This is a genomic window from Bacillus sp. FSL K6-0994 (assembly GCF_038630815.1).
In the GTDB taxonomy this organism is placed as follows: Bacteria; Bacillota; Bacilli; order Bacillales; family Bacillaceae; genus Bacillus; species Bacillus safensis.
The window spans coordinates 1,847,800-1,866,181 of record NZ_CP152043.1 but is presented as its reverse complement, the minus strand read 5'-3'; the positions used below and the strand labels follow the sequence as shown (position 1 = coordinate 1,866,181).

Below are 18,382 nucleotides of genomic sequence, written 5' to 3'. Positions count from 1 at the left end.
TTTGAAAAACAAATAGGTCATGTTGTGAGGGTGGCATCTTGCAGAAAAGCTTCTATGACAAGAGATGTCATCCCCAATACTGGTGCATTGTGTCCTAATGATGAAGGGAGCAGCTCTACATGTGAGCTGAATTGCGTATCCATTCGCGAGGATACCTCCTCCTCAATTACATGTAGAACCGCCTGATGTGATTCGATCACTTTGTTTCTTAAAATAATGGCTTGCGGGTTAAAGGTATGCAGGACGTTTGTGAGACCGACACCAAGGTAAAAGCCAAAGTTGCGCAGGGCATTGAGCGTTTTCATATCATTTAAATTGGCAAGCTGATCCAGGTCTTGATGGGAGATGTGCTGATCATCTGTTTGAAGAGACTGAAACAAGGCCTTCTCAGAAGCATACAATTCCCAGCACCCGCGGTTCCCGCAGCTGCATGTTGGTCCGTTAAAATCGATTGTCATATGTCCCATTTCACCAGAAAAGCCGTACGCTCCTCTGTATAAATGATGATTGATGATGATTCCGATCCCGATGCCAGTGCCGATGCTTGCATAGATCAAATGGTCATAATGTTTAGCGGCACCAAAGATTTTTTCACCATATGCACCGGCATTTGCTTCATTTTCAATGAAGATCGGTACTTGGAATGTGTCTTGGAGCGTGGTTTTCAGATCAACATTTTTCCATTTTGAATGAGGCGTAAACACGATTTGTTCACCTGCATCCACTAAACCATGTATGCATAGGCCAATGCCAATGAGCCCGTATGGGGAAGAGGGCATTTGTGTGATGAGCTGCTGTATTAATTCAATTAATTTACGTATCGTCACCTCAGGAGAGCTGGGTGGGAGCTTGATCTGCTCTTCGTAAAGAATAGACCCTTCAAGGTCAGTTAATATGCCATTGACGTAATCAACGCCGACATCGATTCCGATGGAACAGCCAGCACGTTTATTAAACATCAGTAAAACCGGTCTTCTCCCGCCGCTAGACTCACCTTGACCGATTTCATAGACAAGATGTTCTTTCATTAACGTACTTACTTGAGAGGAAACAGTCGATTTATTTAATCCAGTGCGTTCAGATAATTTTGCTCTCGAAATGGGCGCATGCTGGAGAATTTCTTTTAATAATAGTTTTTGATTTATTTTTTTTACAAAGTTCTGATCAGCGATATCCACGTTATCCACTCCATTTGTTTCGTCTTTAGATTAAGTTGAGAAGAGCTGCTTTTTTCAGCATGTATTTAGTAAGATAAATGATTTTAACTTTATTATAACGAAAATATTTTTAAAAAACTAAAAAATATGGAAAATTCAAAGTGATTTTTTCCATAGATTGATCATTAGTTTGTTTAATCAACTTACAAAGTGTACTCAGGAGGAATGAAGAATGACCAAATCAAATATGAAAACGTTATACAGCTTAGAAGGAATCGGCAAAATTCAATATGAAGGAAAACAATCAAAAAATCCACTCGCCTTTCAATACTATAATCCAAGCGAAGTGATTGGCGGAAAAACAATGAAAGACCACCTGCGTTTTTCAGTCGCTTATTGGCATACATTAACTGCTGATGGAACAGACATGTTTGGAACTGGCACGATGCAAAGAGCGTGGGACTCTTATAGCGGAATGGATTTAGCAAAAGCTAGATTGGAAGTCGCCTTTCAGCTTTTTGACCTATTGGATGTTCCGTATTTTTCATTCCATGATCGTGACATCGCGCCAGAGGGGGAGACGCTTCAAGAGACCAATCAACAATTAGACATCATTTTAGAAAGAATGAAAGAATACATGAAGCAAAGCGGAGTAAAGCTGCTGTGGAACACGGCCAATATGTTCAAGCATCCTAGATTTGTACACGGTGCTGCGACATCTTGTCATGCAGATGTCTTTGCCTATGCGGCCGCACAGGTCAAAAAAGGCATTGAAACCGCCAAAGAACTCGGTGCAGAAAATTATGTTTTCTGGGGTGGACGAGAAGGGTACGATACGCTGCTCAATACAGATATGAAAAGAGAGCTTGATCACATGGCGGCATTCTTGCATATGGCTGTTGATTATGCAAAAGAAATTGGGTACACTGGCCAATTTTTAATCGAACCAAAACCAAAGGAACCAACCACTCATCAATACGACACAGATGCAGCGACATCCATCGCCTTTTTAAAACAATACGGATTAGATTCCCATTTCAAATTAAATATCGAGGCCAATCATGCGACACTGGCCGGCCATACGTTTGAGCATGAATTACGTGTCGCAAGAATTCATGGGCTGCTCGGTTCTGTTGATGCAAACCAAGGAAATTCGCTTCTTGGGTGGGATACAGATGAATTTCCAACCGATCTGTATGCCACAACTCTTGCCATGTATGAAATTCTGCAAAATGGCGGTCTAGGGTCTGGCGGTCTTAATTTTGATGCAAAAGTGAGAAGAGCTTCCTTTGAACTTGAAGATATTTTATATGCCCATATTGCCGGGATGGATGCATTCGCAAAAGGACTGCGGGTCGCTCATAGACTCATAGAAGACCGTGTGTTTGAAGATGTTATAAAGCACCGGTATCGCAGCTTTTCTGAAGGAATTGGACGTGATATTTCAGAAGGAAAGGCAAACTTTCATACATTAGAAGAATATGCGCTGAAACATCCTTTGATCAGAAACGAATCGGGAAGAGAGGAACAGCTGAAAGCCCGTTTAAATCAATACTTGTTAGAAGATTAATTGAAGGGGCTGACCTGTTTTGAAGGAGTGAAAACATGAAATATGTGATGGGAATTGATCTTGGAACAAGCGGGGTCAAGGCGATATTAGTGGATGAGAGCGGGAAGGTGTGCTGCGAAGCCTCTAAGCCGTACCGCCTCATTCAAGAGAAGCCTGGATATTGTGAGCAGCACCCCGAGGATTGGGTAAAGCAGACAATGGCTGCGATGAAAGAACTGATGGCAAAGCAGCCTGTTCATTCAAGACGAGTTGAAGGCATCAGCTTTTCCGGCCAGATGCATGGATTAGTTCTATTAAATGAATCTCGCGAAGTACTCCGCCCTGCAATTTTATGGAATGATACACGGACGACAGCACAATGTACGCACATGACAAAAAAGCTGGGAGACCGGCTGCAAAAGATCACAAAAAACCAGGCGTTAGAAGGATTCACACTGCCAAAATTATTATGGGTAAAGGAACATGAACCACATATTGATCAGCAAATCGACATGTTTTTACTCCCAAAAGATTATGTCAGATTTCGTTTAACAGGCGCAGTCCATATGGATTATTCTGATGCGGCTGGCACCTTGCTGTTAAATATCGGTGAACAGACGTGGAGTGAGGAGATTTGTCAGGCGTTTGATATTTCTCCTCACATTTGCCCGCCGCTTGTCACATCAGAGGCAGAGGTTGGTACACTTTTGCCGCACATTGCACGTGAAGTTGGGATGAAAGAAGGCGCAAAGGTTTTTGCCGGCGGGGCAGATAATGCCTGCGGAGCAATTGGTGCTGGCATCTTGTCCTCTGACCGCACGTTATGCAGTATCGGCACATCTGGGGTCATTCTTTCCTATGAAGAGGATCATGAAAGGGAGCTTCAAGGGAATTTGCATTTGTTTCATCATGCAAAAAAAGACGCTTTTTACACAATGGGTGTCACCCTTTCAGCAGGATATAGCCTGAACTGGGCAAAACACTTACTGGCTCCTGAGGAATCGTTTCAGTCACTTTTAGAAGGTGCGGCTCATGTTGCACCAGGAGCGAAAGGATTGCTCTTTACACCCTATTTAGTCGGGGAAAGAACACCTCATGCGGATTCGATCATTCGCGGCAGCTTGATTGGATTAGACAGCAGGCATGAAAGGGCACATGTTGTCAGAGCTGTTTTAGAGGGAATTACCTTTTCGCTAAATGAATCTATCGCATTATTCCGGCAGGCAGGAAAAAACATAGATTCTATTGTATCTATTGGCGGCGGTGCGAGAAGCCGGACATGGCTTCAAATGCAAGCAGACATTTTTCAGGCTGAAGTCATCCAGTTAGACAATGAACAAGGGCCCGCTTTAGGTGCAGCGATGCTTGCCGCAGTTGGCTGCGAATGGTATCCGTCACTTGAAGTATGTGCACATCAGTTGATCCATCAAGCTGCTGTTTATGAGCCAAATCAGCCGCACGCAGAAGTATATGCCGATCTATTTCATTTGTATCAAAGGATTTATACACAAACAAAAGACATCCATGCCGGGTTAAAGCAGTATCGTTCCATCTAGCAGAAAGGGCTGCATGAAAGGAGGTGATGGGTTTTTCACCTTAGGGATGACAGAACAATACGGATGAAAAAAGGAGAGGGATGGAAAATGAATTTGAAAAGATTGAGGCTGTTGTTTGTGATGTGTATTGGATTTGTGCTGACACTGACGGCTGTGCCAGCTCATGCGGAAACGATTTATGATAATAGGATAGGGACACACAGCGGATACGATTTTGAATTATGGAAGGATTACGGAAATACCTCGATGACACTCAATAACGGCGGGGCATTTAGTGCAAGCTGGAACAATATTGGAAATGCCTTATTTCGAAAAGGAAAGAAGTTTGATTCCACTAAAACTCATCATCAACTTGGCAACATCTCCATCAACTACAACGCAGCCTTTAACCCGGGCGGGAATTCCTATTTATGTGTCTATGGCTGGACACAATCTCCATTAGCTGAATACTACATTGTTGAGTCATGGGGCACATATCGTCCAACAGGAACGTATAAAGGATCATTTTATGCCGATGGAGGCACATATGACATATATGAAACGCTCCGTGTCAATCAGCCTTCTATCATTGGAGACGCTACCTTCAAACAATATTGGAGTGTACGTCAAACAAAACGCACAAGCGGAACTGTCTCCGTCAGTGAGCATTTTAAAAAATGGGAAAGCTTAGGCATGCCAATGGGAAAAATGTATGAAACAGCATTAACTGTAGAAGGCTACCGAAGCAACGGAAGTGCGAATGTCATGACGAATCAGCTGATGATTCGATAAAAGCATATGAAAAAAGCCAGCAAAAAACGGCTGGCTTTTTTCTATGATAATTTTTCAACTTCCACTCTGCCAGAAAAGAACGTCGCGCCGCCGCCCATGTCTGCCAATCGATCAGGTGTTAATCCATTCACTAAATGCTTTTTGCCTTTTTGATCTGCCCATAATCCTTGACTGACCACAACACCAGATAATACATTTTGACCGACTGACACGACAAGCTCACACTCTCCTCGGTCGTTTAGCACACGCACCATGTCACCATCTTCAATTTTTCTTTCCTTTGCATCCTGTTCATTCATGTGAAGCTTCGGAAATTTCTCAAGCTTTTGATGCTTTTCATGAAGTGAGAAGGTGGAATTCAGAAAATTATGGTTCGGTCCCGGTATAAAGGTAAGCGGATAATCGCTTTCCTGATAAAGGGGCACATAGGTTGGAAGTGCTGGATACCCGTCTTTTTTCATTTGTTCAGAATAAAGCTCAATTTTCCCGCTTGGGGTTTGAAGCTTTAATTCCTGGAAAGGTCCACGTTTCGCTTTGATCCATTTCTTTTCTTTTAATGCTTCGTATGAAATGTCCTCATAATGTGGATTTTCTGGATGATGAAGAGCTTGTTCCATCAGTTCAGCGTCTGTCTCGCGGAAGGCTTCATCTTCAAAGCCCATCGCATGGGCTAACAGGCGGAATACTTCAGTATTGGATTTGCTTTCTCCGTAGCGTTCTATCACTGGCTCCTGAATTTGAATATAATGATGCCAGTATGATGTATAGAAATCCTCGTTTTCAAAGGCTGAAGTCGCCGGCAGGACAATGTCTGCATACGCCGCTGTTTCTGTCAGGAATAAATCATGAACCACTGTAAATAAGTCCTCTCTCATCAAACCTTCTCTGACTTTATTCGCTTCAGGTGTCACAACCGCTGGGTTGCACGAGTAGATAAAGAGAGAATCAACGGAAGGCTCTGCGCTTGTCAGCACGCTGCCCAGCTGATTCATATTGAATGATCTAGGCGTGCGTTCTTTTAATAAATCCGGCCGCTGAAGAGCTGGTTCATTATAGCTGAGAAAAGAAGAGTTTGATTTCATTGCTCCGCCGCCCTTGTGCAGCCATTGACCAGTCAGGGCAGGGAGGCAGGAAATGGTTCTAATACTCATCCCGCCATTATCATGGTGCTGCAAACCATTCCCAATGCGAATAAGAGAGGGTGATGTCTCAGCGTACATTCTTGCAAGTGTAATGATATCGCCTTTAGGGACACCTGTGATGCGCTCAACCGTGTCTGGATCATACTGCTTTACATGCTCGCGCAGCTCTTTATGGCCGACCGTGTAAGTCTCTAAAAAGGCTTCATCTGTAAGTTCCTCTTTAAAAAGGACATGCATGATGCCAAGGGCAAGTGCACTGTCAGTACCAGGACGAAGCGGAATGAACCAATCTGCCATCCGGCCGGTTTGGTTCTTGTGAACATCAATCACGACAATCTTAGCTCCTTGCTTTCGCGCTTTTTGTGCCAAGGTGATTTGGTGCATATTGGTCGACACGGCATTGATGCCCCAAAAGATAAATAGTTTCGTATGAATGGTGTCTTCAGGATCTGTCCCAATGCTTGCGCCCATTGTATATTTATAGCCAGTCGTTCCTGCTGACTGACAGATCGTCCGGTCTAATTGGCTTGAACCAAGACGATAAAAAAAGCGGCGGTCCATTCCTTCTGCGTTGAGATTGCCCATGTTTCCATAGAAGCTGTAAGGCAGAATGCTTTCTGGTCCTTTTTCTTCGATCAGCTTTGTCCATTTTTGCCGAATGGTTTCAATGGCTTCTTCCCACGTAATCGGTTCAAACTGACCTTCGCCTTTTTGGCCAACACGTTTTAAAGGAGTGGTCAGCCTTTTTTCATCATATAAACGGGCTGTGACATTACGCACTTTGTTGCATATGTTTCCTTGTGTGACAGGGTGGTCCGGATCTCCCTGCACTTTCACGATCTTTCCATTTTCTTTATGTATTAAAAGACCGCACTGATCCGGGCAATCTAACGAACAAACTGATTTGAATATTCCGTCTTTCATCGCTGTATAATCGGTCATGAGTTTTTGGCTTCCTTTCTTCATTCCGTTATCACTTTGTATGGACTTTATTTTAGCATGTTCGGAGGTGGAAGGTAAGAAAGAGGTGATGAATTGAAGAAAATGAAAAAAAGCCCCTGAAAAAGGGACTTTTAAAAACGGGTGACATGTACAGGAAATTCTTTTACCCCGAAAACAAACGTGCTTTGAATAGGTTTTAGCTGTTCTGCCACGCAGGTGATGTCTTGAAACGTATGGAGTAAAACGTCAAGCGCAATGTTGCTTTCCAGCCGGGCAAGCGGTGCACCGAGACAAAAATGAATGCCAAATCCAAAGCTCATATGCGGATTTGATTTTCGGTCAAGCCGGAACGTATCTGGATCTTCAAACTTCTGTTCATCCCGATTTGCTGAAGCAACCCAGCTGATGAGGTAATCTCCTTTTTGAATGTGCGCGCCTGCAATTTCAACATCCTCTGCGGCGATTCGGCCAATGGCTTGAACAGGCGGATAATACCGCAGCGTTTCCTCAGTCAATTGAGGAATAAGAGAGGGGTCCAGCCGAACTGATTCAGCAATATGCGGCTGCTCTGTCAGCAGTCGTACGGCATTGGTTATTAAATTGGTCGTTGTCTCATTGCCTGCAACGAGTAATAGAATACAAAAGCCAAGCAGTTCATTCTCGGTTAAACGCTCTCCATCAATTTCTGCTTGAATGAGAAGCGAGATCAAGTCATCGGCAGGCGTTTCTTTTCTTTTTTTGATCAAATGAGCAAAATAAATGGACAGCTCCTCTTCAGCGCGTTTCTGCATATCTACAACAGCCTGAATGGCTTCCTTTGATTCATCCTTAGCACCTGCCACGAGGGCATCAGAATGTTTTTTAATCAGCTCTCTGTCCTGCACCTCTGCACCGAGAAGCTCAGCGATGATCATCACTGGCAGGGGAGCTGCTAAATCTTGCACAATATCAAACGTACGTTGATCCTTTACTTGATTTAATAGATCATGTGTCAGGTCTTTGATCTTATCTTCTAATTGCTTGATCGCTTTTGGGGTGAATGCTTTATTCACAAGCGCTCTCATCTTTGTATGTTTTGGAGGATCCATCGTTAAAATACTTGTTTTAGACGTGCTTCTTCCTCGCTGTGAAGAGAACACTTTAGGCTGCTTTAGAACAGACTGGATATCCGCATATCGAAAGAGATCCCAGCATTTTCTTGTCTCATCATATCTAATATCACTCTCTGCACGCAACTCATTGTAAATAGGGAATGGGAAAAGAAGGTCATCAGTAGAACGGATTTCTTTCATTGGAATCACATTGACATAGTTTTCTTTCACTTTCATTATGAACGCTCCTTTTTCACATGATTTCTCTTTCACGGTATCACCAGTAAAATATCATTTCAACGGACATGTTTTCTAAAATATGTCAATAGTCTAATCGAAAGATTCAAGCACATTCACCATATAGGAAAATAGAAAGTCATTAAAATGAGAGCGCTTTCTAAAAAATAGAATTGAAGTCACCGAAACCAAAAATAAAATGGTGAATTCAGTCGAACGAAAGGGTCCTATGATTCAAATGATCATAGTTCTTTTGATCTAAAATGCTGTATTTAAAAAACACGGCTAACATACTTGCAGCAAGCTGCCGGCCATGCATTCGGGACTTTTGAAAAGCGCAGGCTCTTTCTTGACACGATTTCTCATCATGTTACGATTACTAACGTGCGAAAAACACGAACAAAAAGCGAACAAGGGAGAGGATCAATATCATTGATCAAAAGAAAGTTGCTTTCATTGGAGCAGGTTCTATGGCGGAAGGAATGATCGCAGGGATTGTGCGATCAGGACAGATGCCGCTAGGCCAAATTTACGCAACAAACAGACAAAATCAACTTCGATTGAATGAACTAACGAAACGATACGGCATCCAAACAGCCGCAATGGATTCATTTCCTTTTGAAGAAATGGATATATTGATCCTGGCCATGAAGCCAAAGGATGCTGAAGCAGCCCTTGAATCATTAAAACCTCGTATTCAGCCAGATCAGCTCATCATGTCTGTCCTTGCAGGTGTTAAGCTATCGTATATTGAAGACATGCTGCATGAAGGCCAGCCTGTTATGAGGGTCATGCCAAATACATCAAGTATGATCGGGGCGTCAGCGACTGCTTTATCTGCTGGACGTTACGTGAAAAACGACCATATGAGCATAAGTCAGGCTCTTTTATCTGAAATGGGCGAAGTCTATACCATTCAGGAAGAACAAATGGATATTTTCACTGGAATTGCTGGAAGCGGGCCCGCCTACTTTTATTTCTTAATGGAAAGAATCGAAGAAGCAGGAGAAGAGGCAGGTTTATCAAAGGAATTGTCTCGCCAAATTGGCGCGCAGACACTCCTCGGTGCGGCAAAAATGCTGCAAGAAACAGAGGAAAATCCTTCTGTCCTAAGAGAGAAAATTACGTCACCAAATGGAACAACTGCTGCAGGACTGAATGCATTAGATGATTTTGGCGGGGGAGAAGCGATCAAGCAGGCTGTCAAACATGCGGCTAATCGTTCAAAAGAGATAAGCAATCAGCAAAAACAAAAAGTATCTATATAAATAGAGCTCAGGTACAGGAGTGATTAGGTGTACGCAGATAAAGAGAGAAAACGAATTGTTGTGAAAATCGGAAGCAGCTCTCTTACTAGCTTTCAAGGTGAGATTAGTTTGAAAAAACTAGAAAACCTCGTCAATCAAATTGTGAAACTTAAAGATGAAGGACACGAAGTCATTTTGGTTTCATCTGGTGCGGTTGCAGCTGGTTACCGAAAACTAGGATTTATCGATAGACCCAAAACACTGCCGGAAAAGCAGGCATCTGCCTCAATTGGGCAAGGGCTATTAATGGAATCATATTCTACTTTATTTTTATCACATGGTTATATTGCTTCACAGCTCTTAATCACAAGAAGTGATTTTTCTGATGAAACGCGCTATCAAAATGTGCGTAACACAATGAACGTGTTATTGGATCGAGGCATCATCCCAATTATTAATGAGAATGATACAGTGACGATCAATCGGTTGAAGTTTGGAGACAACGATACATTGTCTGCAAAAGTAGCTGGACTCATTGATGCGGATTTCCTTGCTATTTTATCTGATATTGATGGCTTGTATGAAGATAATCCTCATACAAATCCAAATGCGAAGAGAATTCTTGAAGTGACAGACATCACAGAAGACATCGAAGCAGCTGCTGGAGACGCAGGAAGCAGCGTAGGTACAGGCGGAATGAAATCAAAGCTCGATGCCTTTAAAATATCAATGGCCGCAGGGATCAACGGCTTTTTAGGAAAAGCAGATACGCCTCACATTTTAGACAAAGCGATCAATGGGACAGAGGACGGCACTTATTTTACCGCTGACGAAAATGTAGCGCCGCTCAATTATAAGAAGCAGTGGATTGCCTTTCATTCTGGACCAAAGGGTGAGATCGTGGTTCAAGAGAAAACACAGGAATTCCTCATGCACCGAGAGGGAAGCCTTGATTCTGATGGGATTGTCAATGTGAAAGGTTCATTTAAAAAAGGCGATGTGGTCCGTATTTTAGATCAAGATGGAAGAGAAATAGGGCTTGGCGTTGTGAATTATGCATCAGATGAACTCGCACGTAATAGTGACTTGTTACAAGATGAAATCGTGCATGTCGTCGATCTTGAAGCATTTGTTTGTCATTTAGATTTATCGATTCCAGTTTGTTAACCAAAAGGGAGGAATTCCATGACATTGACAGCTGAAGTTGTCACATCGGTCAAAGAAAAAGCGAAAAAAGCAAAGCATGTTTCAAAAAAACTAAGTTTACTTCAAACAGAGGAAAAGAATGACGCGCTTCTTAAAATGGCAGAAGCATTAGAGCAAAACAGCCGCTTTATTTTACAGGAGAATCAAAAGGACTTAGATGCTGGGAAAGAAAAGGGCTTCTCAGAGGCACTCATGGATCGATTAATGTTAAATGAAGAAAGAATTCACGAGTTTGCTGAAAGTTTGCGGCTTGTGACGAGATTAACAGATCCTGTTGGAGAAATATTGGATGAATGGACTCTTGATAACGGCTTACACGTGAAAAGCCGAAGAGTACCGCTCGGCGTGATCGGGATGATCTATGAAGCGAGACCGAACGTCACTGTCGATGCAGCAGGCCTTGCCCTTAAGGCAGGCAACTCAGTGATTTTAAAAGGCGGTTCCTCCGCTATTTCTTCCAACAAAGCCATCGTCAGTGTGATCCATGAAGCATTGGATCAAACAAAGATTCCTCGTGATGCGGTGCAATTAATTGAACAAACAGACCGTTCATCGGTTCAGGCGATGTTTCAACTAAAAGAATGGATTGATGTTTTAATTCCGCGAGGCGGAGCATCTTTAATCAAAACAGTGGTAGAAGAATCCACTATCCCAGTGCTTGAAACAGGGACAGGAAACTGTCATGTCTATGTTGATCAAACCGCGAATGTGAAAAAAGCCATTGAGATTGTAATCAATGCGAAAACGAATCGTCCGGCCGTATGTAATGCACTTGAGACGCTGATTATTCATCGCGATTGGCTGAAAGAGAATGCAGCCTCATTAAATGAAGCTTTGCAGGAGCACCGTGTCACTGTACATGGCGACCAGGCAGCAGAGTCTTACTTCTCAAACGCGGTTCCTGCTTTGGAAGTGGATTGGACAGATGAGTATTTAAGTCTGGATCTTGCAGTAAAGGTAGTCGATTCAATTGAGGAAGCAATCAGCCATATCGATCAGTACGGCACAAAGCATTCAGAAGCCATCGTGACAGAAGATGAAAAAAATGCACTCACGTTTCTAAACGAAGTCGATGCGGCAGCCGTTTACCATAACGCATCGACTCGCTTTACAGACGGCGGCGCACTTGGCTATGGAGCTGAAATCGGCATCTCTACTCAAAAACTGCACGCAAGAGGGCCAATGGGACTCCCTGCACTTACGACAACTAAGCTGCTTCTGTGTGGTGACGGTCAGATTAGAAGCTAGAAAGATTCAAGAAACACTACCTTTTTATGAGGTAGTGTTTTTAACTTTATTTAAAAGAAATACACGTTATCCTACGTTTGCACAATTTTTCTTCATGACCTTCTCAAATTTAAAAAATTCAAATTCCTCAGGTGCTAAAGGTTCATTGCCGTGATGTGCTTCATGAGGTGCGTTTGGATCTGGATGGTGTAAGTGATAAAATTCAACTATTTGAAAACCGCATTTATTGACATAAAAATGAATGTTGCGTTTTTCAAAGTATGGAGTCACAACCTCCCATACAATCGTTTCTGGATATTGCGCCTCGATGGCTTTCCATGCTGCCTGACCAATGCCCCGGCCGTGAGAGGATGATGAGATGTATAGCAAATCAACCGAGTTGTGATGTGTCTCTTGGTTGATTTTGATCACAACGCCGCCTGCCTTTTCACCATTTAGCATAATATGATAAACAATGTGTTCATTTGAATGAAAGGATTCATCAATCACTTCATCTGGAGGAATTGGTCCACCATGCACATCGCCAAATGCATCGATTACGCCAGCTGTAAAAGCTTTCTGAAGCTCTTTTTTCATAGAAGGGAAATCCTCTTTATTTGCATGTGCTAATGTCACTTCATGTTGAATTATTTTGTTCATTTTCTTATCCTTTCCCTGCGTAGTGGTGTTTCTGCATGTTATGATAAAGGATGGAGTTACTCCATAGTCAAGAAAGGAGCCTTCATCATGATCAATGATGTGCAAAAAACGTTTTTCACTGGAGAATTTGCCAAGCTATTTGATGTCAAAAAAGATACGCTTCTGTATTATGATAAAATCGATTTATTTAAGCCGGCTGGTGTTCACGAAAATGGATACCGTTACTATACACTTGAGCAATTTGACCATTTTATTGCGATTCAATCGTTGCGGGCTGTTCAATTTCCGATCAAAGAGTTAAAACAATACTTCACAGAGCCTTCCCGTGAGAGACTGCAAAGCCTAGCGGCTGACCAAATAGAAAAGGTCAAACAAGAGATTGAAAAACTTCAAGACATCCAGGCTTTTCTTATGCGGGTGATGGAGACGACACATGAATTAGCAACTGTGAAAATAGGGGAGGTCCTGTTTCAAGAGCTGCCAGAAGAACCCGTTGTACTAAGTGCATCAAACCCGATCGACTTCAATACACCTGTAGAAGAAATATCACGTATTGTAGGAGAATTTTTAAAGGGAGTTGGCATAAAAGGGGCTGCGGCAAATGGTTCTGTCTTAAAAAAGGAGCAGTTCCGTAAGCGGCACTATCATCAGTCAGATCAGCTGTTCTGCCGAATGGATGACCCGGGGGCAGTTAAAAAACCTGGCGGGCTCTATGCGGTGATGTATAATCAAGGAACATTTGAGGAGATCGAATCTGCTTATTCGCATTTGTTAGATGAAATCGAGAAAGAGGGCATGATGCTGGATGGAGATGTATTTGAGGAGTATTTACTTCATTCGCTCATGTCTAAAGATGAAGCAGAGTATATAACGAAGCTCAGTGTAAAAGTGAAGAAGCGAACAGATGACAATTGAAAAGAGGATAGACAGCATGTGACATGCGTGTGTCTATCCTCTTTTTTGATGTTATCCCACTTGATTTTCGGCAAATTGACTCATATATAAGTCTGCATAGAAGCCTTTTTGTTTTAAAAGTTCGCTGTGCGATCCTTTTTCAATGATGCTTCCATCCTTCATGACTAAAATAAGGTCTGCATCCTTAATCGTTGAAAGTCTGTGTGCAATCACGAAGCTCGTTCTGCCTTTCATCAATTCATTCATTGCTTTTTGAATATGCATCTCTGTCCTTGTATCCACACTGCTTGTTGCTTCATCTAATATCAAGATCTTTGGATCAGATAAAATGGCACGGGCGATGGTTAACAGCTGGCGCTGACCTTGAGACAGGTTGCCTGCATCTTCTGTTAACAGTGTGTCATATCCATCTGGAAGCGTGCGGATGAAATCATCTGCATAGGCATGTTTGGCGGCTTTGATGACATCCTCTTTGGAAACGTGCTGCCTGCCATAGGCAATGTTGTCGTAAATCGTTCCTTCAAAGAGCCACGTATCTTGAAGAACCATCGCAAATAAGTCTCGTACTTGCTGACGGCTGAGGTCAGTTGTTTTGACACCGCCAATGCGTATGGAGCCTCGATCTAATTCGTAAAAACGCATTAAAAGATTAATGATGGTCGTTTTTCCCGCGCCTGTTGGTCCGACAATAGCCACAGTCTGTCCTTCTTGCACATCTAAATTCAAATCTTTAATAATCGGATGATCTTTTTCATATCCGAATTGAACTTGTTCAAAGCTCACATCGCCTGAGAGTGATGCAAGATCAATTGCCGCATCTTCTTCGGTACTTTCTTCTTCCTCATCGAGAATTTCAAAGACCCTTTCAGCAGAAGCGATCGCCGATTGAACTAAGTTTGCGACACTTGATGCTTGCACAAGAGGCTGAGACATTTGCTGTGTGTATTGGATAAACGCCTGCACATCCCCGACACGAATATTCCCGTTAATGACTAGAATCCCGCCGGCTACACTGACTGCCACATAGCCAAGGTTCCCGATAAAGGTCATCATTGGCATCATTAAACCAGAAATGAACTGCGCTTTCCTTGAGGTTTCATACAGCTTTTCGTTTAATTCATCAAATGTATCGATTGCTTTCTTTTCGTAGCCATACGCACGAACTGTCTGATGTCCTGTGAACATCTCATTAATATGTCCATTGATCGTGCCAAGCTCTTTCTGCTGCGCTTTAAAATGCTTTTGAGAAAATGACGTAATGCCGCGAATCGCAAACAGGCTGAGTGGCAGCGTCAAACAAACAAGCAACGTAAGCAGCGGACTGATGAAGAGCATCATGACGACAATCCCAATGACTGTAATCACAGAAGTGATCACTTGGGTGAGCGCCTGCTGAAGCGATGTATTAATATTATCGATATCATTCATCACACGGCTTAGTGTGTCGCCGTGGGTTGTTTTATCAAAATAACGAAGGGGGAGACGTGTGAGCTTGTCATTTGCTTCCTGCCGTAATTCAGCAATGGTCTGTTGAGAGACACCAGCCATGACATATTGCTGAACGAATGAAAAGAGGGAAGCAACGACGTACAGCACGACAAGCAGCAAAAGAATCCGTGAAATGACATCAAATTGAACGCCTGTTCCATTCGTAAAGCTGTCAAATAAGGAAGAGGTGGCATCCCCAAGCAGCTTTGGACTAATGACGTTAAAGACAGTTGAACCAATCGCTGCAATAAGGACGATGATCAGCTGAAATTTCCTTGGTTTTAAATAGCCTGTCAAACGAAGCAGTGTTTTCTTAAATTCCTTCGGTTTTGCGACTGGCCCTTTAGGGTGGCCGCCTTTATGGCCCATGCCGGAAGACATTTTCTTACTCATCCTCGCTCACCTCCTGACCTTCCTGAGATGCGACAATCTCTTGGTATACAAGATTGTCCTTTAATAATTGTTCATGTGTTCCGATACCTGCAATTTTCCCTTCATCAAGTACAATGATTTTATCACTATGCTTCACTGTACTGATTCGTTGAGCCACTATGATGAGGGCTGCATGAGCTTTTTCTGCTTCTAATGATGCCCGCAGCTTCGCATCTGTTTTGTAATCAAGTGCTGAAAAGCTATCGTCAAACAGATAGAATGATGGTTTTCTCACTAGCGCCCTTGCAATGGAAAGCCGCTGCTTTTGGCCGCCAGATAGATTGGAACCACCTTGATCAATTTCTGCATCAATTCCGCCATCTTTTTGCAAAACAAATTCTTCGGCCTGCGCAGTTCGCAGCGCCTGCCAGACGTCTTCATCGCTTGCATCCTGCTTGCCAAAGCGTACATTCTCGGCAATGGTTCCGCTGAATAAAACAGCTTTTTGAGAGACATAGCCCATTTGGTTTCTCAGTTTCTCCTGAGGCAGCTCTCTAATGTCTACACCATCTAGTGTAATCCGGCCTTCTGTCACTTCATAAAAGCGCGTCATCAGCTGGAGAAGCGTTGTTTTCCCAGAACCCGTACTTCCGATGATGGCTGTCGTTTCACCAGTTTTGGCTTCAAACGTGATACCTTGAACGGCCGGTTTCTCAGCATTTGAGTAATAAAATGACACATCTTCAAATCGAATGGATTGAGCAGGCTCGTGAAGCTCATTCATAGGCTCTTCTTTGTCTTTAATCTTTGGTTCCATGTTTAACACTTCATTCATGCGTTTAGCTGACGCTTGTGCTCTTGGGACCATAATAAAGCTCATTGACAGCATAATAAGTGCCATTAAAATCATCATCGCATATTGAATGAAGGCAATAAGATTCCCAACTTCCATTTCTCCGGCATCAATTCGGTTTGCACCAAGCCAGACAATACCGATATTCGTGAAGTTCATGATGATCAGCATAAATGGAAACAAGTAAGCCATTAATCGGTTGACTTTAAGACCAGTGTCCTTATAGGACGTGTTGGCTTCTTGGAATCGCTCCTTTTCATCATCCACACGGTTAAAGGCACGAATGACCCGGATGCCTGAAAGAGATTCCCGCATAATTAAATTCAGCCGGTCTGTTTTTTTCTGAAGCTGGCCAAATAGAGGGATGGCTTTTCTTGACACCAAATAGATAAATCCGCCAAGAAGGGGGAGGGCCGCTAAAAAGATAAGAGACAGGACAGCATCCCTGGAAACAGCCAAAATAATTCCGCCCACAAGCATGAGCGGGGCCCGCGTCATCATTTGTAAAATCATGATCGTCACATCTTGGACTTGTTTCACATCATTTGTTGATCTTGTAATAAAGGAAGACGTGCCGATCTTTTGAAATTCTTCTAATGAAAATTTTTCGACATGTTCAAACAGCTGTCTTCTCATATCACGCCCGAAGCCAAGTGCTGTTTTTGATGACAAGTAAGACTTCCAAATGGTGAGCAAAATGGCGAGTAAAGAACAAGCCACCATCCAGCCGCCAACCTTCCATATGTAAGCAATATCTCCCTGGACGATACCGACATCAACGATATCTGCTGTTAACGTCGGTAAATACAGCTGGAGCATACTGCTTAAAAAGGTGAGAATGACAATGGACACAACGGACAGCCGATACGGCTTTAAAAACGATAAAATTGATTTCATATAAATACCTTTCTTCCATATAGTCTTTTGTTCTGTAACCCATCATATACAAAGTGGGATTATTTCTACAAATGAAATGTCTTGTTTTAGTGAATTATTTATATTGTTCAATTTTAGAAAAGAAATCCTTCACAAACACATAAAAATCATGGGCAGAAGGAGACATTTCGCGCGTTTTAGATGCAATAATTCCAACCGTTCTTCTCACTTGAGGGAAATCGATCGGAATTTTCACTGTAAATCGCGGTGTTGTTTCATAAAAGGCGCTTTCGGGTAATAAGGTAACGCCCATACCTGCAGATACGAGACCTTTAATGGCATCCAAATCTTCTCCTTCAGATGAAATGGTAGGCTCATAGCCTGCCTGCTTGCAAGCATCAACCGCAATTTGTCTCAACACATACCCTTCAGGAAATAACACGAAATGATCCTTTCTTAAATCACTTAAATGAATACTTCTTTGTCCACTAAAGGGGTGGCTAACCGGTAAAAGGGCATAAATGCTTTCGGAAAACAAAATATTTCCTTCTATTTGAGAATCGTTTGTCGGTACGGGTCCTAAAAAGGCGAGATCGATATCTCGATTTTTGACCGCTTCAATAAGAAATTTATAGGATCCTTGACGAAGTAAAAAATCGACCTCTGGATATTCCTGCTTAAAGGCGGAGATGACAGAAGGGAGTACTTGGCTTGCTAGACTTGTAGGAAAGCCAATATTCACCGTTCCTTTGTGCGGATCTAAGTATTCATCAATTTGCTCTTTCGCATAATCAATGGCTTTGAGTGCAGTTCTGACATGCTCTAAAAATTGTCTGCCGATCTTCGTTAATTTGATATTTCGTCCTTCTCGTTCGAATAAGGCCACTCCAAGTTCTTCTTCTAAATTCGCAATCTGCCGGCTGATGGCAGATTGGGCAACATGTAAGTTTTCAGCCGCTTCTGACACGTGTTCACGGTCTGCGACTTCTACAAAATAACGTAACTGACGAAGCTCCATTTTTGCACTTCACACCCATCTATCTCAAAAAGAGATTGTTTTGATCTAAATTATATATTGTTTATATCAATTTGA

At 42.6% G+C, this 18,382-nt stretch carries 14 protein-coding genes; 7 read left to right on the top strand and 7 right to left on the bottom strand.

Features of this window, described 5'->3' with window-relative positions; genetic code table 11:
* Positions 1–17: 17 nt before the first annotated feature.
* Positions 18–1,178, bottom strand: coding sequence for an ROK family transcriptional regulator (locus tag MHB69_RS09425; RefSeq protein WP_342496222.1), 1,161 nt, complete (start codon positions 1,176–1,178; stop codon positions 18–20).
* Between the two features lie 211 nt (positions 1,179–1,389).
* Between MHB69_RS09425 and xylA the strand changes: the two genes are divergently transcribed.
* The 3 genes from xylA (at position 1,390) to MHB69_RS09410 (ending at position 5,033) form a co-directional block, all read left to right on the top strand.
* Positions 1,390–2,727, top strand: a complete 1,338-nt coding sequence (gene xylA / locus MHB69_RS09420; protein ID WP_024428359.1) for a xylose isomerase — start codon at positions 1,390–1,392, stop codon at positions 2,725–2,727.
* A 35-nt stretch (positions 2,728–2,762) separates the two neighbouring features.
* Positions 2,763–4,262 (top strand): xylulokinase, encoded by a 1,500-nt coding sequence (gene xylB / locus MHB69_RS09415; protein WP_046311418.1) that lies wholly within the window; start codon positions 2,763–2,765, stop codon positions 4,260–4,262.
* A gap of 87 nt (positions 4,263–4,349) precedes the next feature.
* A complete protein-coding gene (locus tag MHB69_RS09410; RefSeq protein WP_024422656.1) occupies positions 4,350–5,033 on the top strand; it encodes a glycoside hydrolase family 11 protein in 684 nt (227 codons plus the stop codon).
* Positions 5,034–5,074: 41 nt separating this feature from the next.
* Here MHB69_RS09410 and MHB69_RS09405 read toward each other — a convergent pair whose 3' ends face one another.
* Positions 5,075–7,117, bottom strand: a complete 2,043-nt coding sequence (locus MHB69_RS09405; protein WP_342496232.1) for a molybdopterin oxidoreductase family protein — start codon at positions 7,115–7,117, stop codon at positions 5,075–5,077.
* A 131-nt stretch (positions 7,118–7,248) separates the two neighbouring features.
* On the bottom strand, positions 7,249–8,445 hold the full coding sequence (locus tag MHB69_RS09400; protein WP_041117670.1) for a cytochrome P450: 1,197 nt from the start codon (positions 8,443–8,445) through the stop codon (positions 7,249–7,251).
* A 422-nt stretch (positions 8,446–8,867) separates the two neighbouring features.
* On the opposite strand from MHB69_RS09400, the gene proC reads away from it, so the two are divergent.
* The 3 genes from proC to MHB69_RS09385 are packed head-to-tail and all read left to right on the top strand — an operon-like array spanning position 8,868 to position 12,146.
* A complete protein-coding gene (gene proC, locus MHB69_RS09395; protein WP_342496231.1) occupies positions 8,868–9,713 on the top strand; it encodes a pyrroline-5-carboxylate reductase in 846 nt (281 codons plus the stop codon).
* Positions 9,714–9,740: 27 nt separating this feature from the next.
* Positions 9,741–10,859 (top strand): glutamate 5-kinase, encoded by a 1,119-nt coding sequence (gene proB, locus MHB69_RS09390; protein ID WP_342496221.1) that lies wholly within the window; start codon positions 9,741–9,743, stop codon positions 10,857–10,859.
* Between the two features lie 18 nt (positions 10,860–10,877).
* Positions 10,878–12,146, top strand: coding sequence for a glutamate-5-semialdehyde dehydrogenase (locus MHB69_RS09385; RefSeq protein WP_070326583.1), 1,269 nt, complete (start codon positions 10,878–10,880; stop codon positions 12,144–12,146).
* Between the two features lie 66 nt (positions 12,147–12,212).
* Here the strand turns inward: MHB69_RS09385 and MHB69_RS09380 are convergent, their stop codons facing one another.
* Positions 12,213–12,785 (bottom strand): GNAT family N-acetyltransferase, encoded by a 573-nt coding sequence (locus MHB69_RS09380; protein ID WP_342496220.1) that lies wholly within the window; start codon positions 12,783–12,785, stop codon positions 12,213–12,215.
* Positions 12,786–12,872: 87 nt separating this feature from the next.
* On the opposite strand from MHB69_RS09380, the gene MHB69_RS09375 reads away from it, so the two are divergent.
* A complete protein-coding gene (locus MHB69_RS09375; RefSeq protein ID WP_342496219.1) occupies positions 12,873–13,700 on the top strand; it encodes a MerR family transcriptional regulator in 828 nt (275 codons plus the stop codon).
* Between the two features lie 51 nt (positions 13,701–13,751).
* On the opposite strand, the gene MHB69_RS09370 is transcribed toward MHB69_RS09375, so the two are convergent.
* The 3 genes from MHB69_RS09370 to MHB69_RS09360 all read right to left on the bottom strand — a co-directional run bounded on the left by MHB69_RS09370 (position 13,752) and on the right by MHB69_RS09360 (position 18,307).
* The gene (locus tag MHB69_RS09370) at positions 13,752–15,581 is read right to left on the bottom strand and encodes an ABC transporter ATP-binding protein (protein WP_342496218.1); all 1,830 of its coding nucleotides are present in this window, start codon (positions 15,579–15,581) and stop codon (positions 13,752–13,754) included.
* Complete coding sequence (locus MHB69_RS09365) at positions 15,574–17,310, bottom strand: ABC transporter ATP-binding protein (RefSeq protein WP_342474495.1); 1,737 nt, start codon at positions 17,308–17,310, stop codon at positions 15,574–15,576. The genes MHB69_RS09370 and MHB69_RS09365 overlap by 8 nt, the downstream gene beginning before the upstream one ends.
* Positions 17,311–17,404: 94 nt before the next feature.
* Positions 17,405–18,307, bottom strand: a complete 903-nt coding sequence (locus tag MHB69_RS09360) for a LysR family transcriptional regulator (protein WP_046311400.1) — start codon at positions 18,305–18,307, stop codon at positions 17,405–17,407.
* Positions 18,308–18,382: the final 75 nt, after the last annotated feature.